Origin of the sequence: Streptomyces sp. H39-S7, from assembly GCF_027158205.1 — a bacterium.
Classification (GTDB): Bacteria; Actinomycetota; Actinomycetes; order Streptomycetales; family Streptomycetaceae; genus Actinacidiphila.
Window position 1 is genome coordinate 45,925 of the sequence record NZ_JAPVLU010000005.1, and the last position, 20,155, is coordinate 66,079.

19 protein-coding genes, 16 tRNA genes and 1 pseudogene are annotated in these 20,155 nt (G+C 60.6%); 29 read left to right on the forward strand and 7 right to left on the reverse strand.

Annotation, left to right across the window (positions count from 1 at the left end; translation table 11 throughout):
• Positions 1–2: 2 nt before the first annotated feature.
• The 7 genes and pseudogenes from O3X23_RS44090 to O3X23_RS06385 all read right to left on the reverse strand — a co-directional run.
• A pseudogene (locus O3X23_RS44090) lies at positions 3–200 on the reverse strand (CHC2 zinc finger domain-containing protein); the annotation flags it as partial.
• Between the two features lie 121 nt (positions 201–321).
• Positions 322–747 carry an endonuclease domain-containing protein gene (locus tag O3X23_RS06360; protein ID WP_331283881.1) on the reverse strand — a complete coding sequence of 142 codons (426 nt, stop codon included), beginning with the start codon at positions 745–747 and terminating at the stop codon, positions 322–324.
• Positions 740–1,045 (reverse strand): hypothetical protein, encoded by a 306-nt coding sequence (locus O3X23_RS06365; protein WP_269270153.1) that lies wholly within the window; start codon positions 1,043–1,045, stop codon positions 740–742. The genes O3X23_RS06360 and O3X23_RS06365 overlap by 8 nt, the downstream gene beginning before the upstream one ends.
• A 66-nt stretch (positions 1,046–1,111) precedes the next feature.
• The gene (locus O3X23_RS06370) at positions 1,112–1,912 is read right to left on the reverse strand and encodes an AAA family ATPase (protein WP_269270154.1); all 801 of its coding nucleotides are present in this window, start codon (positions 1,910–1,912) and stop codon (positions 1,112–1,114) included.
• 108 nt (positions 1,913–2,020) lie between these two features.
• A complete protein-coding gene (locus O3X23_RS06375; protein ID WP_269270155.1) occupies positions 2,021–2,809 on the reverse strand; it encodes a RecB family exonuclease in 789 nt (262 codons plus the stop codon).
• Positions 2,806–3,141, reverse strand: a complete 336-nt coding sequence (locus tag O3X23_RS06380; protein WP_269270156.1) for a hypothetical protein — start codon at positions 3,139–3,141, stop codon at positions 2,806–2,808. Before O3X23_RS06380 ends, O3X23_RS06375 begins: the two co-directional genes overlap by 4 nt.
• A gap of 215 nt (positions 3,142–3,356) precedes the next feature.
• A complete protein-coding gene (locus O3X23_RS06385) occupies positions 3,357–3,848 on the reverse strand; it encodes a hypothetical protein (RefSeq protein WP_269270157.1) in 492 nt (163 codons plus the stop codon).
• A 549-nt stretch (positions 3,849–4,397) separates the two neighbouring features.
• On the opposite strand from O3X23_RS06385, the gene O3X23_RS44095 reads away from it, so the two are divergent.
• From O3X23_RS44095 to O3X23_RS06525, 29 genes are all read left to right on the forward strand, one after another.
• Positions 4,398–4,562 (forward strand): HNH endonuclease, encoded by a 165-nt coding sequence (locus O3X23_RS44095; RefSeq protein ID WP_443047786.1) that lies wholly within the window; start codon positions 4,398–4,400, stop codon positions 4,560–4,562.
• Between the two features lie 4 nt (positions 4,563–4,566).
• A tRNA-Gln gene (locus O3X23_RS06390) sits at positions 4,567–4,638 on the forward strand.
• Between the two features lie 76 nt (positions 4,639–4,714).
• Positions 4,715–4,787: transfer RNA gene (locus O3X23_RS06395), tRNA-Asn, on the forward strand.
• Positions 4,788–4,789: 2 nt separating this feature from the next.
• Positions 4,790–4,867 (forward strand) — tRNA-Ile (locus O3X23_RS06400).
• Positions 4,868–4,922: 55 nt separating this feature from the next.
• Positions 4,923–4,993 (forward strand) — tRNA-Gly (locus O3X23_RS06405).
• Positions 4,994–5,057: 64 nt separating this feature from the next.
• A tRNA-Pro gene (locus O3X23_RS06410) sits at positions 5,058–5,130 on the forward strand.
• A 94-nt stretch (positions 5,131–5,224) separates the two neighbouring features.
• Positions 5,225–5,298, forward strand: a tRNA-Val gene (locus tag O3X23_RS06415).
• Between the two features lie 26 nt (positions 5,299–5,324).
• A tRNA-Trp gene (locus tag O3X23_RS06420) sits at positions 5,325–5,395 on the forward strand.
• A 4-nt stretch (positions 5,396–5,399) separates the two neighbouring features.
• A tRNA-Glu gene (locus O3X23_RS06425) sits at positions 5,400–5,473 on the forward strand.
• Positions 5,474–5,533: 60 nt separating this feature from the next.
• A tRNA-Gly gene (locus O3X23_RS06430) sits at positions 5,534–5,604 on the forward strand.
• Positions 5,605–5,613: 9 nt separating this feature from the next.
• A tRNA-Leu gene (locus O3X23_RS06435) sits at positions 5,614–5,687 on the forward strand.
• 2 nt (positions 5,688–5,689) lie between these two features.
• Positions 5,690–5,760 (forward strand) — tRNA-His (locus O3X23_RS06440).
• 248 nt (positions 5,761–6,008) lie between these two features.
• Positions 6,009–6,085 (forward strand) — tRNA-Thr (locus O3X23_RS06445).
• A gap of 1 nt (position 6,086) precedes the next feature.
• Positions 6,087–6,159, forward strand: a tRNA-Phe gene (locus tag O3X23_RS06450).
• Positions 6,160–6,161: 2 nt separating this feature from the next.
• A tRNA-Met gene (locus O3X23_RS06455) sits at positions 6,162–6,233 on the forward strand.
• Position 6,234: 1 nt separating this feature from the next.
• Positions 6,235–6,307, forward strand: a tRNA-Lys gene (locus tag O3X23_RS06460).
• A 4-nt stretch (positions 6,308–6,311) separates the two neighbouring features.
• Positions 6,312–6,385, forward strand: a tRNA-Asp gene (locus tag O3X23_RS06465).
• A gap of 340 nt (positions 6,386–6,725) precedes the next feature.
• A complete protein-coding gene (locus O3X23_RS06470; protein WP_269270158.1) occupies positions 6,726–7,148 on the forward strand; it encodes a phage terminase small subunit in 423 nt (140 codons plus the stop codon).
• 15 nt (positions 7,149–7,163) lie between these two features.
• The gene (locus O3X23_RS06475) at positions 7,164–8,735 is read left to right on the forward strand and encodes a terminase large subunit (protein WP_269270159.1); all 1,572 of its coding nucleotides are present in this window, start codon (positions 7,164–7,166) and stop codon (positions 8,733–8,735) included.
• 4 nt (positions 8,736–8,739) lie between these two features.
• Complete coding sequence (locus O3X23_RS06480) at positions 8,740–10,191, forward strand: phage portal protein (protein ID WP_269270160.1); 1,452 nt, start codon at positions 8,740–8,742, stop codon at positions 10,189–10,191.
• 77 nt (positions 10,192–10,268) lie between these two features.
• A complete protein-coding gene (locus tag O3X23_RS06485) occupies positions 10,269–10,826 on the forward strand; it encodes a hypothetical protein (protein ID WP_269270161.1) in 558 nt (185 codons plus the stop codon).
• 20 nt (positions 10,827–10,846) lie between these two features.
• Positions 10,847–11,914, forward strand: a complete 1,068-nt coding sequence (locus tag O3X23_RS06490) for a hypothetical protein (protein WP_269270162.1) — start codon at positions 10,847–10,849, stop codon at positions 11,912–11,914.
• 565 nt (positions 11,915–12,479) lie between these two features.
• A complete protein-coding gene (locus tag O3X23_RS06495; RefSeq protein ID WP_269270163.1) occupies positions 12,480–12,842 on the forward strand; it encodes a hypothetical protein in 363 nt (120 codons plus the stop codon).
• A gap of 350 nt (positions 12,843–13,192) precedes the next feature.
• Positions 13,193–13,540, forward strand: coding sequence for a hypothetical protein (locus O3X23_RS06500; protein ID WP_269270164.1), 348 nt, complete (start codon positions 13,193–13,195; stop codon positions 13,538–13,540).
• Complete coding sequence (locus tag O3X23_RS06505) at positions 13,537–13,926, forward strand: hypothetical protein (protein ID WP_269270165.1); 390 nt, start codon at positions 13,537–13,539, stop codon at positions 13,924–13,926. Before O3X23_RS06500 ends, O3X23_RS06505 begins: the two co-directional genes overlap by 4 nt.
• 79 nt (positions 13,927–14,005) lie before the next feature.
• A complete protein-coding gene (locus tag O3X23_RS06510; RefSeq protein WP_269270166.1) occupies positions 14,006–14,932 on the forward strand; it encodes a phage tail tube protein in 927 nt (308 codons plus the stop codon).
• A 77-nt stretch (positions 14,933–15,009) separates the two neighbouring features.
• A complete protein-coding gene (locus O3X23_RS06515; protein WP_269270167.1) occupies positions 15,010–15,303 on the forward strand; it encodes a hypothetical protein in 294 nt (97 codons plus the stop codon).
• A complete protein-coding gene (locus tag O3X23_RS06520) occupies positions 15,303–15,722 on the forward strand; it encodes a hypothetical protein (protein ID WP_269270168.1) in 420 nt (139 codons plus the stop codon). Before O3X23_RS06515 ends, O3X23_RS06520 begins: the two co-directional genes overlap by 1 nt.
• Positions 15,723–15,733: 11 nt before the next feature.
• Entirely contained in the window at positions 15,734–20,146 is a 4,413-nt protein-coding gene (locus O3X23_RS06525) for a transglycosylase SLT domain-containing protein (RefSeq protein ID WP_269270169.1), read from the forward strand.
• Positions 20,147–20,155: the final 9 nt, after the last annotated feature.

A 20,155-nucleotide genomic window follows, 5' to 3' on the forward strand; every position in this document is an offset into this window, starting at 1 on the left:
ATGACGTCCCACGAATCTTCGGAGATGTCGCAGACGAAACAAGACCAGCGGTTTCGCTGAGTGTTGACCGAGGCACTGGGGTTGGAATCCGGATGAAGTGGGCACATGACCTTCTGCCATCCGTCCCGGCCCCCTAGGTCCAGGCCGTAATAGGCTTGGAAGACCTCAGCGATTGACGGCTTCCATACGGGTTCGCTCACCGTTCGGACCTACCCTGTAGACGGTCACGGGAAAGTCGTAGCGCCGATAGGCACTGAGGTTCGTTGATCGGTTGCCGATCCACTCTCGCGTGTCCATCTTGATCGTCAGACGAGACATTCCCTATTCCTCGCGATTCTCTATGTGATACCTCGGCCCGAGGAACTTGAGGGCCGGCGGGTCTTCTAGATAGCCAGCGGCGCTTCGTAGAACGGTTGGGCTGTTTCGCGCTGCGGGGAGTAGCTTCCGGTTGCACAGGCGGCAGCAGAGCCCGCGTACAAGGCCCGTGATGTGGTCGTGGTCGACATCGAGCCGGGTTCGTCGCGTCTGGCCGCAGATGGCACAGACGCGCCCCTGGGCGTTGAACAGCTCCTCGTACTCACCCGGACCCAGGCCGTAGGTGACTTGGACTCTGCGGTCGTGGGTGGTCTTGCTACGAGACTGCTTGCGGCAGTCCGCACACGTCTTGCCCCGAGGAGCGAAGAACCGTTCCGCCCTGTTCCGCTCGCACTTCACACAGCGCCGCTGGCCCTTACGGGGCTCAGACACGCGCCCCCCGGAGAGCAGTCTCCAGCCGAAGCATCTGCTTCGCGTCGTGCATGCCGGCTACCAGGTTTCGAAGAACCTGGATGGACATCAGCTTGACTTCTCCTCCGAACGAGATAGCCACGGACTTGATCCCCTTGCGGGGCTTCGACAGCTCCCGCAGTAGGGACTTTAGATTGAGCAGTCGAATGCTCGTAATCTCCACTACCAACGAGACGCGCCCGTTTACCCAAGTCTCTTCCTTGCTGACACCCGGAACCATCTCCGTGAAGTCGAGCCCTACCGTGTATCCGTTGTTCATTTCCCCGCCCTCCTGTTTCTAAGCTTACGCCGAGATCTCCCCAGTAACAAGTGTGAAGCCTGTGACCTAGAACTCAGAGAGCGAGTCAAGGTCCGTAAGGCGCATGTTGTCCCGGTTGAAGTCATACGAGGAGAATGTTTCTCCGCTGGAGTCCTCGAACCCTTCCCTATTCTTGACCGGGCTCACGTTGAGAATCCGGCTGTCCATGCCGTCGATCTCTTTGTGGATGGTCAGGATCAGGGACGGGACGCGGCCGATCTTCCCCTTCACGCCGGACAGGGGAATGGGCTTGAGGCCGTCCGAGAACTCACCAACGACATGGTGTAGAGCGGTCACATGGGCCTTGGTCTCCCGGGCCATCTCGCTCAGGTAGTCGCACATGGCTTCGAGGCCGAAGGTGAACCCCTCCGCATCGGTTACCGCCCCGCCGTCCACGTTGGTGATGTTGTCGACCACGATCAGATGCGGAAAGCACCCGAAGACCTCGAAGTAGCAGGCAAGGTCTCGCTCCAGATCCCTCGGCGTGGGACGAGCGTCGAAGTTGAAGCGGACCCACCACCGCTTGCCGAGGTGTGCGTGATAGGACCCGAAGTCCTCAGCGATCAGCTTGCGCTTGATGGTCCTGACGTTCTCCCCCGTGATGATCGCTGTGGCCCGGGTGATCTGAGTAGCCGCCCCGGAGTCGGCCGAGAAGTACAAGCAGGGCAGGTTCCCGTACATCGCGAGATTCAGGGCCAGCAGAGACTTGCCCGTACCCGGGCCGGCCGCGATGAGACTGAACTCCCCCCTTCGGAACTCGACTTCATGACGTGCGAGGCCGTTGAAGGGGTTGGGGATCGGCTCCCCGGCCGCACCCTTGAGACCCACGGACTGAGTAAGGCTGTAGATGGCATCTCCCTAGTAGCAAGTTTGTCCGGCAAAAAAGAGCCCGCACCCGGCGGGCTGACCTACTCGATCGGTGGAGTGTCCCTAGTATCAAGTTTTTGAGGTCGAAAAAGAGCACGCATGCTTCATGTCGCAGAAACGGCAGGAGAACCCTGGGTTCGGCTCGAAGTCCCCTCGTTTGACTCCCGCGTCCATCGCGGCGAAACGCTCTCCGACCTGCTCCTCGGTGACCTCGTCAAGCTTCACCGCTCGGGACAGGCCGCCGTTCTTGGCCAGGTACCAGTCACCGCGGTTGACCGTGACGCCATACTTCTGCGTCACCGCAACCTTGTACGTCTCAAGCTGGAACTTGGACTTCATGGTCCCGGTCTTGAGGTCCCTCACCCTCACCGAAGCTTCGTCCTCGGCGATGAGCTGGTCGATGTAGCCACGGACCTTGACTCCCCCCAGTTCGACCATGAAGTACAGCTCAAGGGCCGGCTGATCGTCCGGGGTCGTCCAGACCTCGGGCTGGGTCTCGTTGACCCACTCCACGTAGTGACGGGTCTGCTCCTGGCCCAGAACGTACCGACGCTCGATGTCGTCACCGCCACTGCCGCTCGCAGACAGCCAGCGGTCAGTGTTGGGCTCCTTGTCCAAGGCCGCGTTGACCAGGAGGCCATAGCGCTCGCTGAACGCCTCTACGGCCTCATCCGCGCCCATGGCCCGGTTCGACCTCTCCACCTGCTCCGCAGCATGGTGAAAGGCCGTGCCGTGGTGGCTCCAGGCGGCTGGCAGGGCGGTCACCCGCTCGATGCGCTGCAACCTGAACCGCTCCCCACACTCCTCCCACTGCTGAGTCTGGGAAACGGAACGCGGCTGTGTAGCTATATCACTCAAAGGGCAACCTTAGGGCAGATGCGGATGAACATGAATGACTTGCTTGTGAGGAAATCGGGGTGGGGGTAGCTGAACTCTTCTCGCTCGACCTCAAGTGTTTCAAGCCCGCAGCCCAACTCACGGCACAGCTCAACAAGCTGCTCCTGCTCATCCCATGACATGTTGTCCCCGAATACGATGTCGAGGTATTTGCCGACCGGTTCGGCCACGTAACGGATGATCAGGAGTTCATCCCAGCAGGTGACTTTCACGCTGAGAATGGTGCTGGCTTCAATCTCGGCTTTCACCGAAGTTGCCTTGGTCGGGCTGGAAAGGCTAAGGGCTTGGTGCATGTCCCCCCCTGTTGGTACACCGCGCGTGGAGCATCAATACGCGGTCAGAGATCCACAATAGCCCACATCAGAGAGGCTGTCTCCCTAATAACAAGTGAGACCTAGATCACTTACGCACGATACAACCCCATTTTTAAGCAAAGGATCTTGACAAACAAAGACCCGCCGGTATACCGGCGGGCCTCGTTGTGGTGCAGCCGTACATGCCAGTCAGATCAAGCAACATCACTGGGGAGCTCCAGCGCCTCCAGCCCCGCCCCTGGCGGCTTGGGATGGCCGCTCGGCCAACGGACGACCAGTCGCCCGTCTGCGGGCAGTCGAGGCACGTAGGAGAAGGGCTTGGGGTCCGTGGACCGATACTGCAACACCGTCCCATCGCGCTGGAGCCGCCGACCGAAGTTCATGGCGTTGTTGAGTTGAGCGGAACTGAGCGTGTCATCCCCCAGGCGGTACCTCACCCAGACACGGAGGTACTGGATCGCACTCAGTCCGTGATGGGCGATGGTGTCCGGAGTTGTCCCAATCTTCCAAACTTTCCCAATCAGTTCGTTCGCTTGGGTAGTGAGCGGCCGGCGCTTGATGCCGAGCTTGTCGAACCGATAGTGAACCGCTTGGGGGGTAACTCCGTACGCGTCAGCAATCTCAACGTTGCCCTTGCCGAGCGCGTACGCCTTCATGAGTTCAGCGTCACTGGGGAGCGTAGCCATCTCTGACCCCTTCCCTGCCTGAGTACATACATCCGTGCGGCAAGAGTAGCCGTACGACCTCCCCTGTAGCAAGTGGGATCGTTCCTGAATTTTGCACTCGGCCTTGATGTGACCTAGGTCTCACTTGTCGTTGGGGAGGGCGTTTGCCCTACCTCAGGACACATAGGACTAGGTTAGAACACCAACAGAAACCAAAAGAACAAATGTTTACGGTTGAAGCAACTTCAGGTGGTTCATGAAGTGTAGTCATTTCCTACCTAAATAAATTTCCTCTTAGTTGATCTCCTTGTTGATGACAGTAGACATCCAAGGATCCGATCCTCTGAGGAGGGTCCTGGCTGCCAGATACGCAGCCAGCCAGGACCCCCAAAACGACGGAGACGGAGTCACACGGTGCCCAGAGCCAAGTCAATCTGCCTGCGAGCCGGTTGTACCTCCGTGACTGTCCGGGATGGCCGCTGCGGCGGCCACCAGGTGGCGAAGAGTTGGGACCGGGTCTCGGCCCGGAACGCCACCAGGCCCCGGGACTGGCTCTCTCGCCGGTCCAAGGTGCTGGCCCGGGATCACTTCGCCTGTGTTCAGTGCGGTACCAGGACCGAGCTGGAGGTTGATCACATCGTCTCGGTGGCCAAGGGCGGTTCCTGGGAGCTGGACAACCTACAGACCCTCTGCCGGCCTCACCACCGGCGGAAGACGTACCACGAAGATCGGTGATCATTCCCCGTTGGTGTAATCGGCAACACGCTGGGCTCTGGACCCGGGGTACGAGGTTCGAATCCTTGGCGGGGAGCGGCGGATGCCTGCGGAAACCCTTACTCCGCTCGGACACCTTCGGGTGTGGTCGTAGTAGGCGGCCCCCGCGTTAATCTCTGATAGCTCAAGCGGCAGAGCAGCGCACTGTTAATGCGTTGGTTCCAGGTTCGAATCCTGGTCGGAGAGCTTTGCCTGTAGCTCAGTCTGGTTAGAGCACGCGCCTGATACGCGCGGTGTCACCGGTTCAAGTCCGGTCAGGCAAACCATGCGGGTCGCACCCGCAGATTCCGAAACTCCCCCTGATCAGGGGACGGAGGGATGGTGTCCTTAGTTTAGTGGCTCAGAACTCCCCCTGCCCGGGGGCGACGCCGGTTTGAATCCGGCAGGACGCACGTTCGCAGGTGCCCCCTCGCTAGGGGCTTGAAGAGGGATTGTCGTAGCCCTCGCCTGCGATAGCTGGTTGTAGCTCAGTGGGGAGAGCGCCGCATTTGGGATGCGGAGGCCGTAGGTTCGAGACCTGCCAATCAGACTTCGACATGGGCACGAGAGACAGCAGCGTGTAAATCCCGTCCACCCGAGGGTGGACGGGTGTCCAGCAGAGCGCCCCGGTCCGTGTCGATCAATGGCGTGTAGCTCAATTCGGTAGAGCAGCGGTCCTACAAACCGCGGGTTGTCGGTTCGAGTCCGACCGGGCCAACTGCGGGACGGCAACGTCTCGCCTTTGGGGTGTCGTCTAATGGTCAAGACTGCGGCTTCCAAACCCGCTGATGGGGGTTCGATTCCTCTCACCTCTGCTTTGTCCCCATGGAGTAATGGCAACTCAGCAGGTTCTCAACCTGTAGTCGCGGGTTCAATTCCCGCTGGGGGTACCAAGGGCCCTGATCCGGCCGGGGATAGGTCATGACTCCGGTTCGATGCCGGCCGGGCCCCACGTCCTCATGGTGTAGCGGATGCACGTCACCCCGCCAAGGTGACAGCGCCGGTTCAAATCCGGCTGGGGACTCTTAACCATGCCCGACTAGGCAAATTGGCAAAGCCGCCTGACTTAGGATCAGGAGTCTCCCGGTTCGATTCCGGGGTTGGGTACTGTGACTGTAGCTCAATGGCAGAGCAACGGAATGTGGCTCCGTTGATGCGGGTTCAACTCCCACCAGTCACCCCGGGCGATGTGATGTAACGGAAGCATTCCTCCCTTGCATGGAGGCCGAGCGGTTCGAATCCGACATTGTCCACGAGTGTTTGAGATAGCAAGAGTACCGGCACCGTGTGCGCACACGACCGGAAGGGTAACTATCGAGCGAGGTACTGCCTCCACGCACACCATTTGTCACGGAAGCGCGAGACCTAGCGCCATCTAGTGAGCCCGCGGTTAGAGGGTGGCGCCTCGCAGCCACGGCCGTGATACATGCCTCGGTAGCTCAACTAGGTAGAGCAACTGTTTCGTAATCAGTGGGTTGCAGGTTCAATTCCTGTCTGAGGCTCCACGCCGATCTAGCTCAGTTGGTAGAGCACCGGAGTGAAATCCCGGAGGTCCCCGGTTCGAACCCTGGGGTCGGCACCGGCCCATAGCTTAATTGGTAGAGCGCCGGCCTCATAAGCCGGAGTGTCCGGGTTCGAGTCCCGGTGGTCCCATAGGTCCGTAGCTCAGTTGGTAGAGCGGGGGACTCTTAATCCCCGCGTCCCGAGTTCGAGTCTCGGTGGACCTACCTTGCTTCACTAGCTCAAGTGGTCAGAGCGTCCGCCTGTCGAGCGGGAGGCTACCGGTTCAAATCCGGTGTGAAGCGCACATGAGGCGGCCCCTCGGTCGTTAATCCGTTTTCTTCTGCTAAGCAAATGAAAACACCGAGGGGCCTACTAACCACGCCATATCGGGCCAGCCCCGCCAGTCTACTTGCTGACCTTCGCCGCCTGCGACTGGGCGTCTTAATTCATTCATTCAGGAGATCCCATGTCCCACGCGTGCTTCGGTGCGTGCCCGCAGTGCCCCTACGACCTCTGTGTGCCAGCCGTGCCGGCCACCAGGCCGAGCAAGGCGGCGGAGCGGCATGGCTGGCGGCAGGAAGCCTTGGTAGAGCTGGAAGACCTCGGAGAGTTCTGGGGGATCGACATGAGTCAGGTGAGGCTGTGACCCGAGGACCCGCACCCAAGGACAACGCTGTACGGCGCAACTCGCACCCCCACGCTACCGAGCTGGTTGCCGGTGCACAGCCCGGCCGGGAACTCCCCCGGGCGCTCGGCATCACCACGGCGGGGGCGAAGCGCTTCTGGAAGACCTGGAGCGCAGCCCCACAGACCGCCACCTGGGTGGAGACCGACTGGGCTGAGCTTGAGGTGACAACGAAGCTCGTGGACGCCCTCTACCTCGGTGACCTCAAGTTGGCATCCGAGATCCGCATGAGGGTCGCCAAGTGGGGCGCCACGGTCGAGGACCGCGCCCGCCTCCGCATGAAGTTCGAGCCTGAGCCCGACGACATCGAGGGCCAGGCCCCCGCTGACTCCGACGAACCCGACCTGGACGAGGAGCTGTACCAGCTACTGAGTGAATGAATGAGGTGAGGGCCCTTGCAGACCGGCAACCTGCCTGCGGGAGTCCCCAGCCCGAGGGAAACCCTCGGCTACCAGATCATTCGCTGGGCCAAGAAGTACCTCGTCACCCCGGACGGCGAAAAGGCCGGTCAACCCTGGGAGTTCACCCCCGAGCAACTGCGCTTCGTCCTCTGGTTCTACGCCATCAATCCTGACGGATCGTGGAAGTACGCCGCTGCGACACTCCGCCGCTCGAAGGGCTGGGGCAAGACACCGCTCCTTGCCGCGTTGGCAATCGTGGAGTTCCTGGGGCCCTGCCGCTTCTCGCACTTCGATGCGTTTGGTCTGCCTGTCGGCAAGCCTGTGCCTCTGCCCGTTGTGCAGATCGGCGCTACCGCGCTTGACCAGACGGATCAGACCATGGAGTTCATCCGTGGTCAGCTCTCGGAGTCTCCCGCTGAGGCCCACTACGGCCTTGAGATCGGTAAGACCACCATCCAGTTCAAGTCCGGCAAGCCTGGTTCGATCAAGCCAAGGGCAACAGCCGGCCGCACCAATGAGGGCAACCGCCCGACTTTCGTCCTCATGGATGAAGTCCATCACTGGGTGGGCTCGAACGGTGGCCCCGACTTCTATCAGGTCCTCAAGCGCAACGTCGAGAAGACGACGAAGGCCGGCTCTCGTTGGGTGACCACCACCAACGCGTACAACCCGAACGAGGACAGCGTTGCCCAGCAGATCCACGAATCAGAGATGGTTCGCATGGGGATCTGGCTGTACGACTGCCTTGAAGGCTCAATCTCCATTGACGATATCCGGGATGAGGCGGAAGTCCGTAAGGCCCTCATAGAGGCGTACGGAGACGCTACTTGGGCTGACATTGACGGTCTGACACGGACGATCCTGTTCGACCGTACGACCCCTGACTCAACGTACTGCCGGTTCTACTTCAACCAGATTGCCGAGTCGTCTAACGGCTGGATGAACAAAGTCGAATGGGATGCCTGCCTCAGCGAGGAAGACCCCATCAAGCCTGGCGACCAGATCGCAATGGGATTTGACGGATCTATCCGAGGTGACGCGACAGGGCTCGTCGGTGCCCGCTTGCGGGACGGCAAACTATTCGTTCTCGGTGTCTGGGAGCGCCCGGAGCACGCCAAGCTCGATTGGGAAGTTGACGTTCTCGCGGTCGAGGCCGCGGTGCTCAATGCATTCAAGACGTACAAGGTCGAGTGGATGTACGGAGACCCGCCCTACTGGCAGGAGGCACTTGGCCGATGGGCTATTGCTCAAGCCAAGGCCGGTACTGACTACGTGTTCGAGTTCTGGACCAACAAGCCGACCCGCATGGTTCAGGCAGTCGAAAGATTTCGTTCTGCGGTCACGGTCAATGACCTGTCGCACGACGGCAATGCTGACCTCTCGCGTCATGTGCTCCAAGCCGTGACCCGAGAGGTCCCTCAAGGTCTCCTCATTCAGAAGGATTCCCCCCGTTCAAAAAGGAAGATCGACCTTGCTGTCTGCGCAATTCTCGCGTTCGAGGCTAGGGCCGACGCGATAGCAGATGGACGCATGAAGGTCCGTCGCTCAAGAGTGATGGGCTGGTGAGTACATGGCAGACGACAAGACCGCGGTAGTTGCATCTATTCCGAGTACCCCGCTGATGTGGGTCGAGTTCCTATTCAGCAAGCTGGCATGGGACAGGGACAAGTACCGCCAGTACACGCAGTACTACGACGGCCAGCACCAGAAGCTTGTGTTCTCTCAGGCCCGCCACAAGGGCCAGTTTGCTCAGATCTTCGAACGGTGGCAGGACAACTTCTGCGGACTGATCATCGACTCTGTCAACGAGCGGCTTGCTATCGACGGTTTCCGAATGACGGAGGAGCCGGAGGCGGACAAGGATGCTCGGGACATTTGGCAGAGAAACTTCATGGACTCCGAATCGAACGCCTCGCATATTGACGCCATGGTGCAAGGCGCTGCCTACGCGATCGTCTGGGGCACCAACGACGGCCAGCCGACCATCAGCATGGAGTCCGCCAACCACGTCGTAATCCAGTACAAGCCTGGCAGCCGCCGGGACATCGAGGCCGGCGCCAAGTTCTTCATTGACGACTGGGGCCGCGACTGGGCAACCCTCTGGTGGGGCGGGCGTGTGTACGTCTTCGCTCAGGGCACCTTCGGCTGGGCCAGCGCGGCTCCCGAGGGTATGCGGAACCCGCTCGATCAGGTTCCCATCGTTCCCCTCAACAACCGCAGTCGTCTGGTAGACCACCCGGTCTCGGACCTCCTGAACGTCATTCCGCTCCAGGACGCAGTCAATAAGACCGTCAGTGACGCCCTGCTTGCCAGTGAGTTTGCGGCCTGGCCTCAGCGGTGGGTCACAGGGCTGGAGATCGTCGAGGACGCTGACGGCCGGCCGATCGAGCCGTTCAAGGTTGCCATTGACAAACTGCTCCAGGCGGAGAACGCCGAGGTCAAGTTCGGTCAGTTCGAGGCCGCGGATCTTTCCAACTATGTCTCGCTGACGGACATGCTTGTCCAGCACCTAGCGAGCACTTCCCGTATCCCCTTCCACTACTTCCTGAATGGTGGAACCGTCCCCTCGGGCGAGTCCATCACGGCTGCGGAAGCCGGTCTGATCGCCAAGACCCGAGAGCGAATGCTCCACTTCGGCGAAGCATGGGAAAGCGTAATGCGCCTGTGCTTCAAGGTCATGGGAGATCCCCGCCAAGAGGCTTGGGGAGCTGAGGTCATCTGGCGCGATCCGGAGAACCGGACCGAGAGCCAGCACATAGACGCTCTACTCAAGCTCAAGATGATCGGTGTCCCAACCGATCAGCTCTTGTCGGACGCGGGTTACACACCACAGCAGATCGCACGATTTGCCGGTATGCGCGAGGACGACGCCAAGGCCGCAATGGAACTGGCGAAGAAGTACCCCGCCCTGCTCTCCGAGCAGAACACGAACGACCAGCAAGCCCAGAAGGCAGCCTCCAAGCTGTCCCAGGGCAATGCAGGTAACACAGCCCGGAAGGCTGTGGACCCGGTGAAGGGCTGATCCCTTCATCCGTTTCTGAGGCTCACCGAAATGGTGGGTCTTTTTTCATGCCCAAAATCCGAAATGGATGGATCAACATGCCCGAAGAGAACACCCCCACTGTCACCCCCGTCACTGCACCGGCCAACGGTCCAACCGTCGAGTCGCTACAGGCTGACGTAGACAAGTGGAAGGCAATGAGCCGCACCAATGAGAAGCGGTACGAGGACGCCTCCGCTGAGCGCGATGCACTTAAGGCAGCAGGTCTCTCCGACTCTGACAAGGCTCTTGAGGCTGCCAAGACGGAAGCGCGTAATGCGGCTTTCTCCGAGTACGGCAGCAAGCTTGCCGAGGCCGAACTACGAGCCAAGGCGGCCACCGAGGGTGTAACCCTTCCCGATTCTCAGTTCATCAACATCGGCCAGTTCCTCGGAGCTGACGGCACGGTGAACACCGAGCTGATCGGGACTTTCGTCTCTTCGCTGCCCCAGCCGGCCACGACCCCTACCTACGCACAGGGGATTGGCCTTGGCCGTCAGGGATCTGGAGCTGTCGGACAGCTCTCCCAGACGGACCTTTCCAACATGTCCGCAAAGGAAATCAACGAGGCCCGCAAGGCGGGAAAGCTCGATCTCCTTCTGCGAGGCACCTCCTGACAAAAACGTGAGGTAATCCCATGGCATTTTACAACTCACCCGGCAACAACGCGGGCGCCGGCCAGCTCCAGCAGGCTACCGGCGGGCAATTCATTCCCGAGATCTGGGAAGCCCAGACCATTCAGGACATTGAGGAGAACCTAGTTCTTGCTCAGTCTCCATTTACCAACCGCACTTACGAGGGTCAGTTCCAGCGTGAGGGCGATGTCGTGCGAATCCCGCACTTCGTTGACGGAACCGTGACTGACAAGGGTCTCGTGAAGGCGTACGGGACTGTCGGTACTCGTGACCGGGCTCAGCTTGAGTACATGAAGATGACCGTGGGCAAGGGGTCGAGCTTCAACCTTGAGATCGACTCGCTTCACCAGCTCCAGACCAAGAGCGGCATCGACCTGATGAGCAACCTGGTTGCCCAGCGGGCCCGTGCTACGGCCCTCGCCATTGACGAGCTGGTAGCGCTCACCGTGCTTGCCGGCCTACAGGGCAAGGACCTGAACGGCGCGGCCGACCGCAACGCGGCAGTTGCCGGCCTGCCTGCTCTGGAACTCGGTGCGATCAGCACTGTCCAGGCGGCTCAGGTGAACCGTCCGGCCACTGAGGTTCTGTCCGTGTACGACTACGTCGTTTCGATGCTTGAGGTGATGGACACCCGGAGTGCTCCGCAGGACCGATGGATCTTCGTCTCGCCGCGGATGCGTTCGCTGCTTCTTCGTGACCCGAAGTTCATCGACGCCAGCCAGCACGGCGGCGGCGGCTCGGTCGTGGCCACCGGCCAGATCGGCACCATCCTCGGCCTACCAGTGCAGATTGCCAACTCGCTTGGTAACCACACCCGGCCGACTTCGCCCGTCATCAAGAAGGGCAACCTCAAGTTCGAGAGCGTTGACATCTTCATGGGCTCGACCGCGGCTGTCTCGGTGGTAATGCCTTTCGCCGAGATGATCCCGTATCAGCCGGAGGAGACTTTCACTTCGGCCATCAAGTCCCGTGTCATCTATGACGCGAAGATCACGCGTCCCGAGCAGCTTCTTATTGCGCAGGGCGTCGAGGCTGAGATCAACACGCACAACGCTGCTGTGGTGGCCTGATCCATTTACTGACTTGGCCAAGCCCCGGAGCCGCCGCTCCGGGGCCCAGCTCAGAGGGTGAGTCCCAACGCCCTAGTGACCTGAAGGAGCACGGTAGCCGCGCTGACGAGAGTCAGCGCCCCTGCCCCAATCACACCTAGAACTGCCACATGAAGCGCAAGCGAAATAGCCACTGCAACTGCTGCAATTGCTACTGCCGCCACGAATACAATGGCCACGGCCCACACCTTGTACGGATGGGATGGTGGTGGTGGTGGAACTGTTGGTGCTAGCGACATTTCCTATCCTCTTCTACGTATCCATATGAGTATCACCTGTTTCGGAAGAATGCTTAGGAGACGGCGGATGGCATTTCCTGCCGCTCCGTGGGGCCACCTTCGTTTATGGACCGTTTATCATCACGGATCTTGCTCCTCTGCGGCGTCGGGCAGTCGTAGTTGCCGCCAGGCGTCGAGGTCCAGTGCTGACTGGTGCCAGCGTTCAATCACCGTAGCGCGCAACCCGTGCGCTGCGTACGAAGAGTGACGAACTGTTACTCAGACCCAAACCTCACCAGGAGGCCCCCGTGTCATTGGCAACCACAGATGACGTGTCGGCCCGCGTGGGACAGTCCTTCACCGCAACCGAACTGCCCCGAGTGCTCGCCTTCCTGGACGACGCCACCGCGCTCGTCACCGACTACTGCACCGGTACGTGGGATCGGACCAACCCGCCAGCCGCCTTCAAAGGGGTCGTGTGTGGCGAGGTAATCCGTTGGTTGTCCATCGCGCCGGGAGTAGTCCTAGAAAGAACCGGCGAGATGGAGACCCAGTACGGCGTCGCTGCCTCCAATCAGGAGTTGTCTCAGGCAGCCAAGAACTCCCTGAGCAAATACCGGCTGAAGGCCGCGACCATCAACATTCGTGAGCCCGACTGCCCGCCAGAATGAGGAGACCCTATGAGTCATATGTCGGATTGGGTTGAAGTGCATCGCGCGCCAATTGTCGCGGATGCCTACTCCAATCACCGTGACTGGGATTCCGCTGTCATCGTGTGGTCCGGCTGGGCTTCTGTCCAGCCGGCCATCACGCAGCCATCTTCTCGGGGCGGTTCGCGCCTTCCGGCCTCAGAGACCGAGGCGGAGCGAGTGAAGGTCTTCCTTCCGCCAACGGCTGACATCCTCGCGAATGATCGAATCTGGGAACGCGACATGGTCTACACCGTGGACTCGATACCCGGTGACTTTCGGAAACGACAGCTCCCTCACATCCGTGTTCTTGCTTGGAGGGCGATCCCCTGATGTCCAAGTTCACGCTCCGACTGGATGTGAACTGGGAGTACGAGGTACTCCGTTCCCCTCAGGCCCGAGAACTCGTCGAGGCAAAGACCGCCGAGGTAACTCACAACGCGATCAAGGAAGCACCTAGGGCCAGTGCCACCAAGGGCAACTGGAACCAGATCAAGAAGAACATTGACGCATTCGTGGCCGAGGACGAAAGGGGCTGGTACGGGAACGTCGTACTGGAAGCTGAAAGCCACGTGCGCCATGCTGTACGGCTCGAACTCGGCTGGAAGGACAAGAAGGGCCGCCGGCATCCCGGCCGGCTATACCTAAAGAAGGCACTTGAGAGGACGCGGATTGAATGAAGGTCGATCCGATAGGCATCCTCTTCCAATACCTCAACTCCCTCCACGAAATCCCGGACGGCGCTCCGACCGGTGACCTGGTGGGTCGCAAGGTCGGCGACACCACCATCTATCTCAACCACAGCGGAGGTTACCGCATGGTTCGAGATCGGCTGGACCGAGTCGACATCGAATACGACGTGTACCACACGGACCGCGCCAAAGCGGCCGGCCTCGCACTGCTCACACGCGAATTCCTCCTTGAGGATCTGCCGGGAAGGACCCTTTTGGGCGTAACGGTTCTGGACGTGGATGACATTTCGATTCCTCGGTACCTGCCCGACGAGGATTCTCGGGAGCACGTGTACGGCGGGGAGGTTGCCATCTTCCTCGTAGAAAGTAAGTAACCCCCACCAGGCACAAAAGACCTGGACCGAAGGCGCCTTCATGGCGCCTTTTTTGTTTCCCCGCTTGAGGAGTTTCCCTATGGCTAACGACCCCCAGAAGATCAGGTTCGCTCCGCATGGCGGCCTCTACATGGCCCCTGCCCCTGACGGCTCGGCTACCGGTACGAAGCTGCCCGAGCTGGTGGGCGACGGTGTCACCGCGCCGGCCGGCTACAAGGCGTTCGGCTACGTGACCGAGGACGGCGTGACGATCACTCCGGCCATCCAGACCAACCCCGTGACCGTGTGGCAGTCAGCTGTGCCGGTCCTCTACAACGTGCAGTCCGCAAGCTTCCAGGTGGCCGCGACCCTCCAGGAGGTCAACCAGCTCACGACCGAGCTGTTCTTCGGCGCAAAGTGGATCGCAGTCGAGGACAAGGACGGCCAGCCGACCGGTAACTACCGGCTTGACCTGTCCAGCTCGCCGGACCTGACTGAGATTTCCCTTGTCGTGGACTGGAGCCAGGGCAACATCCTGTACCGCTCGGTGATCCCCCGCGCGATGGTCTCGGAGCGTGGAGCTATTCAGCTCCAGCGCACCAACAACCAGCAGTACCAACTCACCATTGACGCACTCGACTACAACGGCACCCTTGGCTACGTCCTGACCAACGACGACATCCTTGGGACGAACGGCACTCCGGCGCCGGTCCACAACTTCGCCGCTGATGTCACCGTTCCTAACTCCACGACCAACGACGGCACCGCGGCTGCTTGGACCGTCAAGGTCCAGACCCACAACCAGACCGGTCCCGTGACGGTGTCCCTGCTTCGAGCGGACAACTCGGCCTGGGATGTCGTGGGCTCTCCGCTACAGGCTGACGGCTCTGTCACCGTGACTGTCCCGGTGGGCCGTGAGTCCGCGGAAGTCAAGGTCAACCACGCGGGTCTTGACCTGTGCTACCAGGCCGGCGACAACAGCGCCGTTGCCACCGTCAAGACCTCCTGCACGGTCGCAGGCGCCTGATACTCCGCACCCCTGCCGGGGAGGGTTCGTAGTCCCCGGCCCCACCCTCTACCCCCTTGCCTTCACTGGAGACCTCCATGCCTACTGCCGCTGCCAAGAAGACCGCTGCCCGGAAGCCTGTCACTCCTGCCGTCGAGGCGGAGGCTCTGGAACAGCCAACAACGTTCGAGCACGCGGGTATCACCTTCACCGTCCCGGACCCTCTGAACCTGCCGCTTGCCCTACTGAAGGCCGACGACGAACTTGAGGCCGTGGAACTGGTAGTGGGCGCGGAGACCTGGGCCGCGTACTGGGCCACCAACCCGACCATCGGCAATTTTCAGGAGCTGACCGCCAAGGTCAACGAAGCACAGGCCGGCTCGGGAAACTGATGGAGACCGTCTACGCCATCAGGGAATACCCGGATGAGCTTGAGGCAGACCTCAAGGAATTCTTCGGGGTGGATCTCCTAGACCTATGGCGCGGACGGCTGTCTCTCCGCAGTATCCATGTCTACATCAAGTCCCTCATGCATAAGCCCGGCAGGTCAGTCCTCCTGGCAGTGATGGACGAAACCACTCAGTGGGGTACCACTGAGCACCTACTTGCTCGGGTCTCCGATGCCCTTGAGCTGTCCAACTACCTGTTCCTCAAAGCGAACATGTCCGACGCGGCTGCCTCGGAGCGCGTTCCCCTGCCCGCGCCTATTCCACGTCCCGGAGAGGACGAAACAGCGACGACCGAGCCGGCCCTTGATTTTGCGTCGGGATCGGAGGTGTCGGACTTCTTCGTTCAAATGAGCCAAATTTAGGGAGGCCAGGGATGGCTACTACTGGCCGCGCACCTATCAAGGTTGGCTCTGGCTACATCGAGATCAACACCCAGCTCTCCAAGGAGTCGTTGGCGAAGTTCCGGACCGACATCACCAAGCAGATGGAGAAGACCGGCAGCGAAGCTGGCAAGGCTTTCTCTGCCTCGGTGGAAAAGGGCCTGTCCACTCTCCCTGGCGCAGTTGCCACGATTGCCAGGAAGACCAAGGAGAACTTGGAGGCGGCATCCCAGGATTCCGCCGAGACCATCGCCAAAATTGAAGCCAATCTGACGAAGCAGTTCGGTGCCGAGGCTGCAAAGCGCTTTCAGGAAGCCCGCAAGCTGGAGGAAGAGAAGCAGGCCCTCGCTTCGGAGACCTCCAGCGTCACCATGAAGGCACTGCAAACCACTGTGGCCCAGGAGTCGGCGGCTGCCGCCGCCAGGTCCAAGGCCACCGTGACGGCTGAGCGAGCCATGCAGGCTGCCGCGCGGGAGACCGCCACCGCGCAGGCTCAGGCCGCGCGGGAGGCCGCAGCCCAGCAGCAGGCGGCAATTAGGGAGACCGCCGCCGCACGGCTCACCGCCCAGAAGCGGTTTCTGCAGGACCAGATTGAGCAGCAGGTGGCCGTACGTGCCAGCCTGCGGGCCCAGCTCGCCGAGGCGAACGCCACAGCGGCCGGAATCACTGCGGTGCAGACGACAGCCTTCCGACGGCTCGGCGCCAACGCGGACAAGAGCCTGACCGAAGTTGGCACCCGCATGACTGAGACGGGCGCCCTGATCACGTCCAAGATCACGCTGCCCATGACGATTGCAGCGGGCCTCTTCACGAGTTTCGGCATCAAGTCGGCAGACTCCATGATCCAGGCTCAGAAGTCCCTGGAGTCCATCGGTCTGACGATCAAGGACACAACCAAGCTTCTCAAGGAGATGACTCAGTACGGTATTCAGACCCCGTACTCCGTACAGGATGTCATCACGGCCGGCACTCGTGTCACGCGCTCCGTTGCCTCGCACGATCCGGGGATCAATTCCAAGAATCCCAAGGTGAAGGCCGCCGCCTCCTCTCGCGTCTCGACCAAGTCCCAGCAGATCACACAGATGATCGGTGACCTCGCCGCCTTCGGTGGAATCACTGACCCAACCATCGTGAACAACGGCTACCGCGCCATTGAACTCCTGATGGAGCAGGGCCGCGTAAACACGCGTAACGTCCGGCAGCTCACTCAGTCCACCAACCTTCCAACTCAGGAACTCGCCAACCTCCTTGGCTTCGAGGACACGCCGTACACGAAGAAGGAGATCGAGGAGCTAAAGAAGAACGGCCGCAAGGACCCCCCGAAGGTCAACCAGGCTTCCTCCCAGTTGCTCACCTTCATTGCGGCATCCGCCAAGAACGGCGGCATCTCCGGTGACGAACTGACGGACTCACTTCTCCACCGGTGGGACAAGAACCCCGCCCTCAAGGGCGCCGCGGCACGTATTGGCGCTTCCACGATCAGTGGCCGGCTCGCTCAGTTCAAGGAGCAGTCCCAGTACTCGCTAGGAAAGCTCTTCTACGACAACAAGGGTCCTGGTGGTCAGCTCCAGTATTCCGGCTTCGGAACTGCCATCATGGGAACGCGAAACAAGAAGACTGGTCAGTACGAGGGTGGACTACTCGGACAGCTCGGAGACATCGGTAAGAATTCACTGCCAACCATCCAGAAGCTTCTAAAGGAGTTCATCAGCGGCATCTCCATCTTCGTTGGAGCGCTCGACAAGATCTCCAAGGAACTCAAGGCACACCCCGAGATAGCAAAAATCTTTCTGAGTATTGCCAAGTGGGCTGCCCTACTTGCTCCGATCATGATCGGGCTCGGTGCCCTGGCGAAGATCAGTGGCGGTCTGCTCAAACTCAGCAGGTCGGCTTCCAGGACCGTCACGGCACCTGTCCGGGCTGCCCGAGGTGCGTCCCGAACGGCCTCCCAGGTAAGGGCCGGCCTCGCCAGCCGCCGAGCTGGTGACGGGTTCCGCAGTGGCTACCGCGACCGCCGGACCGTAAACCAGACAGGCTCCAGCCCGATAGCGGCAAACGCCGAGGTTGACCGACTCGCCCACCAAGTCCAAGCCGCTGACGACAACTTGAAGGAACTGCGAGACCGCCTCAAGGAAGTCAACCGAACCAGCCTTGCCGATGTCATCGCACAGATGACGGGCTCTGGGCACAACAGCGTGGCCGCTGCCGCTCAAACAGCACAGAGCCAGGTACAGCAGGTCCAGACCCAGGGCATAGAACCCCTCAACCGGTCGTCTCTCAGTGCCGTTCAGCAGGAGATCGACTCCACCCGCACGAAGGTGGACGCCCTCTGCCTCGCGGTCAGGGATGCGGTAGCCGACCTGGGCAAGCTCGACGCAGCCGAACTGACCAAGCTCAAGTTGACTCTGTCCACCACGCACGGCGTCGTTGATGACCTACAGAACAAGATCAACAACACCGCGTTGTCCGTCGGAGACCTGGACAAGAAGACGCTCGACAACGTCCAGGCACAAGTCAGGGATCTCGGCTCCACCGTGGACGCCACCTCGGGCAAGGTCGGACTCGGCGAGGGTAACCACCTGGCGGGCCGCATCCACGCTCTGAACGGAATCAGCCTGGGGAACATTCGCCAGGAGTTTCAGGTCCTAACCGGGGATGTTAACGACGCCTACAAGGCCGTCGGCGCCACCAAGCTATCCGGAACGTTGGCCGGCCGGATCTATAACCTGAACCGGCTTTCACTCGGCAGCATCAACACCCAGGTCGACAACCTCACCAAGGCACTTGCCAGGGCAGGAGACGCAGCCAAGGCCCTGGGTGATGACCTCACCAAGATCGGCGACAACGTCAATCTACCCAACAGTGGCGGCGGCAGTAACGACAAGGGAAAGAAGAAGAAGCTCTCCACGGGTGGCATCCTGCCCGGCTACTCGCCGGGTATCGACACAATTCCCGCGATCCTGTCGCCAGGCGAGGCCGTTCTTCGCCCCGAAGTGACAAAGGCGCTAGGGCCAGACCGCATCAATGCCTGGAACCACGCGGCGATGTCCGGAAAGATTCAGCGTTTCTCCGGTGGTGGCATTGCCCAGCATTCGGGCCTGGACAAGATCCAGACACTTTTGAAGCTGGAGGACATCTGGCCCCTGGTTCCTCCGACTGTCAGCACCATGGCTATGGACGCCTCATCCGACGGGATTGGCGGACGGACGCAGGACGGCATCCTTGGTACTGGCAGCCGAACGGCTGTGGGCCTCGGAAATAACATCGCAGGTCGGTTCAGCGGAATCTACGACTTCATCACTGACGACATGTGGAAGCTCCTCAAGAAGATTCCCCTTCCGGACGGTCTTTCGCAAGCAGTCGGCATTGTCGGAGGCACATTGGCTCCGACCCTGGCCGAGTACTTCTCTGACGACGTTTGGCACGGGTCCGGAAACATCATCGAACGTGGTGAACGGTTCCTTGCTGACACATTCTCCGTGAAGACCCTGACCTCCTCCGGCAGCAATCTCGTTGGGGGCATATGGGACTCCATCGAGTCCATTTTGGGTGCAGGCAAGGACGTTTTCACGGACCCTCTTGGATCGGCGAAGGCTGCTATTTCAGTACTCTACGATCTCGGAACGGCCAACGTCGATCAGATTGTCGGCATGGTAAAGGCCACCAAGAGCATCCTGGATGCGCCTGGAAAATACGCCGGAAACGTCATCAACGATGAGTGGTCCTCGGCCAAGGCCGCCCTTCCCAACACGAAGGGACTGTTCGACTTCGGCAATGGCGACAGTGTTAAGGGCAAGAAGCCGGACCTGGACTCGATTTTCAGCACCCAGGTACCTGGCGGACCAGCCATCATGCGCTGGCTCCCGGATGTCAAAAGGGTCCTGAACGAACTGCACCTCGACGCGGGATACGCCGATCTCGTTCTCAAGCGAATTACGGTTGAGTCGGGCGGTAACGCGTCGGCAGTCAACAACTGGGATTCCAACGCCAAGGCCGGCCACCCGTCGATGGGTCTTATGCAGACGATCCAGCCCACCTTCGACGCCTACGCAGGGCCCTACAAGCCCCTGGGCATCCTGAACGGTCTGGCCAGCATCTATGCCGGACTCAACTACGCCACGCACCGCTACGGCGCTGGATGGCCAGCAGCCCTATCCGGAACTAAGGGCTACTGGATGGGAACCCGCTCGGCCTCTCCAGGCATGGCCCTGGTAGGAGAACGCGGCCCCGAATTGGTCAACTTCGGAACCGGTGGAGCACAGGTGTACGACAACAAGGACACCATGCAGATGCTCAATAGACCGTCGAAGAACTATGAGATCCACATTCACGAGGCGAAGTCCGAGGACACCACTCAGGCAACCATTCGCGCGCTGAAGTATATGGAGAACCTGTACGGCATCTAAGGAGTTCCC